Here is a 4,433-nt window from a genome sequence, read left to right on the forward strand (position 1 = left end):
CCCGCCCGGGTTCACCATCACCACCGAGGCCTGCAAGGTCAGGCGGGGACCTCGGTGTATCCGCTGTCGCGGTAGAGACCGATGGCCGCCTCGAGGGCCTTGTTGGTGTCGAGCCGCACCCGGTCGCTGCCGTGCCCGGCGGCACGCGCCTCCAGTGCGGACAGCAGACGGCGGGCCAGGCCCAGTCCCCGGGCCTCGGGGGAGACCCACAGCCGCTTGATCTCCGCGGGGGCCCCGGCCGGCAGCTTGAGCCCGGCGCAGCCCACCGGCTCGCCGTGCAACCGGGCGACGAGGAACAGCCCCCGCGGCGCACGCAGTTCACCGGGGTCGGGCAGCAGGCTGTTCGCGGGGTCGAAGCCGCCGTCGAAGAGCCCCCGCAGTTCGGCCGCGTAGGACCGCAGGCAGTGCGTGGCGTCCGGGTGATCGGGGTCCAGTACGTCCACGGAGACCATCGAGGCGGTCAGCAGCCGCTGGACCTCCGCCATGGCGGAGGTCAGCCGCTCCCGCTGCCGGGCGTCGAGCGGGGCGAGGAGCGAGGCGGCGAGGGCGTCGCTGCGGTCGTCGAGCAGAGCACGCTCGCGCTGCCCGGCCTCGGTCAGCCGTACGGTGCGGACCCGCCGGTCGCCGGGGTGGGGCTCGACGGCGACGAGACCGTCGCGCTCCAGTGCGCGCAGCAGCCGGCTCACGTACCCGGAATCCAGACCCAGCCGCTCGCGCACGCTGCGGACGTCGTGCGTGTCGCCGTCACCGATCTGCCAGAGCAGCCGGGCCTGACCGTAGGGACGGGCACCGTCCAGATAGTGGTCGTGCAAGACCCCCACTCGCTCCGCGACCGTCCGGTTGAAGCCTCGTACCTGCTCGACCTGCTCCGTCCTCATTCTCTGACCTTAGTCAGGTAATGGTGACGGGTAAAGGCCCCAGGCCGCCCCTCGGCCCGCCTCAGTCCTCACGGGGCGGGAACTCGGTCTCCTTCGCCGTGATGATCCGGGCGCCCATGTTGCGCTCCATCATCTCCAGGGCCGCGGAGGCCAGGTGAGGATGGATGGAGGCGACGGCGTCCTTCGGCACCGTCACCTCCAGGTGACGGATGTGCGCGTCCAGGGCGGAGTACAGGACGCACTGCTCGGTGACCTGGCCGGTCAGCACCACGTGCCCGATGTCCAGGCTCCACAGCAGGTAGGACAGGGGCGTCTCGAAGAAGACCGAGTGGCGGGCCTTCATGACGAACAGCGACCGGTCGTCGGGCCGGATGGGCTCGATCAGGTGGGCGTTCGGCTGGGACAGGGCCGCGTCCAGCAGCTCTCCGTGGTGCGAACGCCACAGGCCGAAGTTGTCGTTCACGTAGATCACGGAGGCGTCCGCCTCGCGGGCCCGGCCGAGCAGCTCCGTCAGGACGGGCACGACCGGCTCGACGGACGGCACGAGGAGCTCGGCGTCCTCGTGGTCGTATGTGTTGATCATGTCGATCACGATCAGAGCCGACCGCGTCGGGTCTGCGCCTCGTTCCATGCCGTCCACCGTCCGTCCGGTGCTGTCACTCATGGGATCCGGGGAATTTCTGGTCGGGGTGGAAGTCGAAGCATCGGATCTCCCGAGTGGAGCGTGTGGTGCGGGTTCAGGGAACGCACTGCTGAGTACCCGGGGGCGCGGCGGGCGTAACAATCCGCCCGGGCGTCGTCAGTCCGTGATGACGGCGTCGCGGTGGATCCACGCGGGGTCGTGAGCCGCCCTGTACAGGAAGTCGGCGACGTCCGCGCGGCTGATCGCCGGGTTGCCCTTCATCGGCAACCGCTCGCCGACGAGGTAGCGGCCCCGCGCGGGGCCCTTGGTCAGCATCGTCGGGTAGACCAGTGTCCAGTCCAGGCCGCTGGAGCGGATCGCCCTCTCGGAGAGCTCCTTGTTCGCGTAGATGTTCCGCAGGAACGTGCGGTACATGATCTTCTGCACGGCGCTCGCCGACCGGAAGGTGTCACCCACGCCGAACGAGGACAGCCACACCAGGCGGGACACGCCCTGCTCCTCGGCCGCGCCGATCACGGCCGTCGCGGCCCGCGTGAACAGGTCGTCGGCGCGTACGGAGGTGCTCCTGCCGAGCGCCGAGACGACGACGTCCTGCCCGGCCACGGCCTTCGCGACGTCGTCGTACGAGGTGGCGTCTCCGGCGACCACGTGGACCCGGTCCGCCAGGCCGTCCAGCGCGTCGGGCCTGCGAGCGAGGACGGTGACGGCGTCGCCGCCCCGGAGGGCCAGGTCGACGACATGGCGACCGGTGGGGCCGGTCGCACCGAGGATCAGGAGCTTCGTAGGGGTTCGGCTGCTCATGGACGTCAGCCTGCACCGCCCATGACGCCGGGCCCAGCCCGTGGCATGTTGCTGCCATCGGCACAATGGACGTATGCCACAGGTCATGGAGCTGCGCGGTGAGGTCGAGTTCTGGGCTCGGATGAAGCCGTTGGCGGAGTCGGACGACGCGGAGTGGCTCCATGTCGCCCACGACCTCGACACCTGGCCCGGTGCGCGAGAGGCCGCGCGCCGGCAGATGCGCCGGGGCGGAGCGCCTCGTGGACGCAAGCTCTACAGCGCCGCGGCCCTGATTGACGCGCGCGACCGGGACGCGCTGCGGGAGATGGCCGCTCATGGCTTCCACGTGCGGATCGCCGCCGCCCCGCTTCCGCAGGGGATCGTGGTCATCGACCGGCGGACCATGATCCTGACCGGCCCGGCGCCCTCCAGCCCGGCCGCCTCCGGCCCGCGCACCTACACCATGAGCTCCTCACCGGCCCTGATCGGCGGCGCCTGTGCGCTGTTCGAAGCCGCCTGGGAAAGCGCCGCCGACCTGACCGCAGTCCTCGACCCCGAACGCCCCCGCATCGACGACCGGACCGCCCAGGTCCTGCGCACCCTGGGCTCGGGTGTCACCGACGAGACGGCCGCGCGGGAGCTGGGCATGTCACTGCGCACCTACCGCCGCCGGGTCGCGGAGCTGCTCGACGGCCTCGACGCGTCCTCCCGCTTCCAGGCCGGGGTCCGCGCCGGGCGGCTGGGGCTGAGCCGGGGCTGACCGGCTCGGTGACCAGCGTGGCGTCACCGTGAGGATAGAACGGGAGCCCCAGCTGGCCGGGCCGGTGGTTGCGGCCAGAAGCTGTCCGCAAGTCCCGCTACCGTGCCTCACATGACGAACACCAAGCGGAGCGTCACCGGCACGGCACCCCTGCTCGACGCGCGTGCCCTCAACCGCGCGACCCTCGACCGGCAGTTGCTCCTGCGCCCCGCCCGGCTCTCCGTCGCGGCGGCCGTCGAGCACCTGCTCGGGCTCCAGGCGCAGAACGTCAAACCGCCGTACTACGCGCTCGCCGCCCGGCTCGACGGGTTCGCCCCCGAGGCGTTGTCCCGGCTGATGGCCGACCGCGAGGCCGTCCGGATCGTCACGATGCGCTCCACGATCCACACCCACACCGCGGACGACTGCCTCACCCTGAGGCCGCTGGTGCAGCCCGCCCGCGACCGGGAGCTCGTCACCTTCCGCAAGGGACTCGTCGGCGTCGACCTGGACCGCCTGGCCGGGCTCGCCCGCGACCTCGTCGAGACCGAGCCCCGCACCATGGGGCAACTGCGCGAGGCCCTGCTCAAGGAGTGGCCCGACGCCGATCCGCAGGCCCTGGCCGTCGCCGCCCGCTGCCGCCTGCCGCTGGTGCAGGTGACGCCTCGCGGCCTGTGGGGACGGAGCGGGCAGGTCAGTCTCACCACCGCCGAACACTGGCTCGGCCGGCCCGCACAGCCCGCCCCGACGCCCGACGCGGTCGTCCTGCGCTATCTCGCCGCCTTCGGCCCGGCCTCGGTGAAGGACATGCAGACCTGGGCCGGCATGACCCGCCTGCGCGACGCCTTCGAACGCCTCCGCCCGCAGCTCCTGACCTTCCGGGACGACAACGGCGTCGAACTCTTCGACCTCCCGGACGCCCCCCGCCCCGACCCGGACACCCCGGCACCGCCGCGGTTCCTCCCGGAGTTCGACAACCTGCTGCTCTCGCACGCCGACCGCAGCCGAGTGATCCCGCCCGAGCACCGTGGCCGCTCGTGGAAGGGCAACATGGCCTACTGCACGCTCCTCGTCGACGGCTTCCTCGCGGGGCTGTGGCGGCTGACGGAGGACGCGCTCGTGATCGAGCCCTTCGACCGCCTCACCCGCGCGCGGCAGGACGAGGTCACCACCGAGGGGGAGCGGATGCTGCGGGTCATGCACCCGGGGTCGTCGTACGACATCCGGTTCGGCGTCGTACGGGGCTAGGCCGCGGCGCGACATGGACAGGGGGCGTCGCGCATGGATAGGGGGCGTGGGGGGGGGGACGTGGGGGGCGGGCAAGCGGCCCGAGGCGTTAAAAGATCGGGTGGGAAGGGAGCGGAGTGGGTTGCGGGGAGGCGCGGGGACGGGC

5 protein-coding genes are annotated in these 4,433 nt (G+C 72.0%); 2 read left to right on the forward strand and 3 right to left on the reverse strand.

Annotated features, from left to right (window positions below):
- Positions 1-38 precede the first annotated feature (38 nt).
- The 3 genes from ABT116_RS39965 to ABT116_RS39975 form a co-directional block, all read right to left on the reverse strand.
- Complete coding sequence (locus ABT116_RS39965; protein ID WP_351644849.1) at positions 39-878, reverse strand: bifunctional helix-turn-helix transcriptional regulator/GNAT family N-acetyltransferase; 840 nt, start codon at positions 876-878, stop codon at positions 39-41.
- A 61-nt stretch (positions 879-939) separates the two neighbouring features.
- Positions 940-1,509 (reverse strand): cysteine hydrolase family protein, encoded by a 570-nt coding sequence (locus tag ABT116_RS39970; protein WP_351644862.1) that lies wholly within the window; start codon positions 1,507-1,509, stop codon positions 940-942.
- Between the two features lie 168 nt (positions 1,510-1,677).
- A complete protein-coding gene (locus tag ABT116_RS39975; RefSeq protein WP_351644852.1) occupies positions 1,678-2,322 on the reverse strand; it encodes an NAD(P)-dependent oxidoreductase in 645 nt (214 codons plus the stop codon).
- 73 nt (positions 2,323-2,395) lie between these two features.
- Here ABT116_RS39975 and ABT116_RS39980 point away from each other — a divergent pair, with 73 nt between their 5' ends.
- Positions 2,396-3,061, forward strand: coding sequence for a helix-turn-helix transcriptional regulator (locus ABT116_RS39980; RefSeq protein WP_351644856.1), 666 nt, complete (start codon positions 2,396-2,398; stop codon positions 3,059-3,061).
- Positions 3,062-3,172: 111 nt separating this feature from the next.
- Complete coding sequence (locus tag ABT116_RS39985) at positions 3,173-4,288, forward strand: winged helix DNA-binding domain-containing protein (RefSeq protein WP_351644859.1); 1,116 nt, start codon at positions 3,173-3,175, stop codon at positions 4,286-4,288.
- The last annotated feature ends 145 nt before the right edge of the window (positions 4,289-4,433 follow it).

The sequence above is a fragment of the Streptomyces sp. NPDC002130 genome (assembly GCF_040296465.1).
Lineage (GTDB): Bacteria > Actinomycetota > Actinomycetes > Streptomycetales > Streptomycetaceae > Streptomyces.

What these genes read in the sequence shown, in the direction of transcription:
- ABT116_RS39985 (WP_351644859.1), top strand. Translation starts at nt 3,173, where the DNA reads ATGACGAACACCAAGCGGAGCGTCACCGGCACGGCACCCCTGCTCGAC.
- ABT116_RS39965 (WP_351644849.1), bottom strand. Translation starts at nt 878, where the DNA reads ATGAGGACGGAGCAGGTCGAGCAGGTACGAGGCTTCAACCGGACGGTC.
- ABT116_RS39980 (WP_351644856.1), top strand. Translation starts at nt 2,396, where the DNA reads ATGCCACAGGTCATGGAGCTGCGCGGTGAGGTCGAGTTCTGGGCTCGG.
- ABT116_RS39970 (WP_351644862.1), bottom strand. Translation starts at nt 1,509, where the DNA reads ATGGAACGAGGCGCAGACCCGACGCGGTCGGCTCTGATCGTGATCGAC.
- ABT116_RS39975 (WP_351644852.1), bottom strand. Translation starts at nt 2,322, where the DNA reads ATGAGCAGCCGAACCCCTACGAAGCTCCTGATCCTCGGTGCGACCGGC.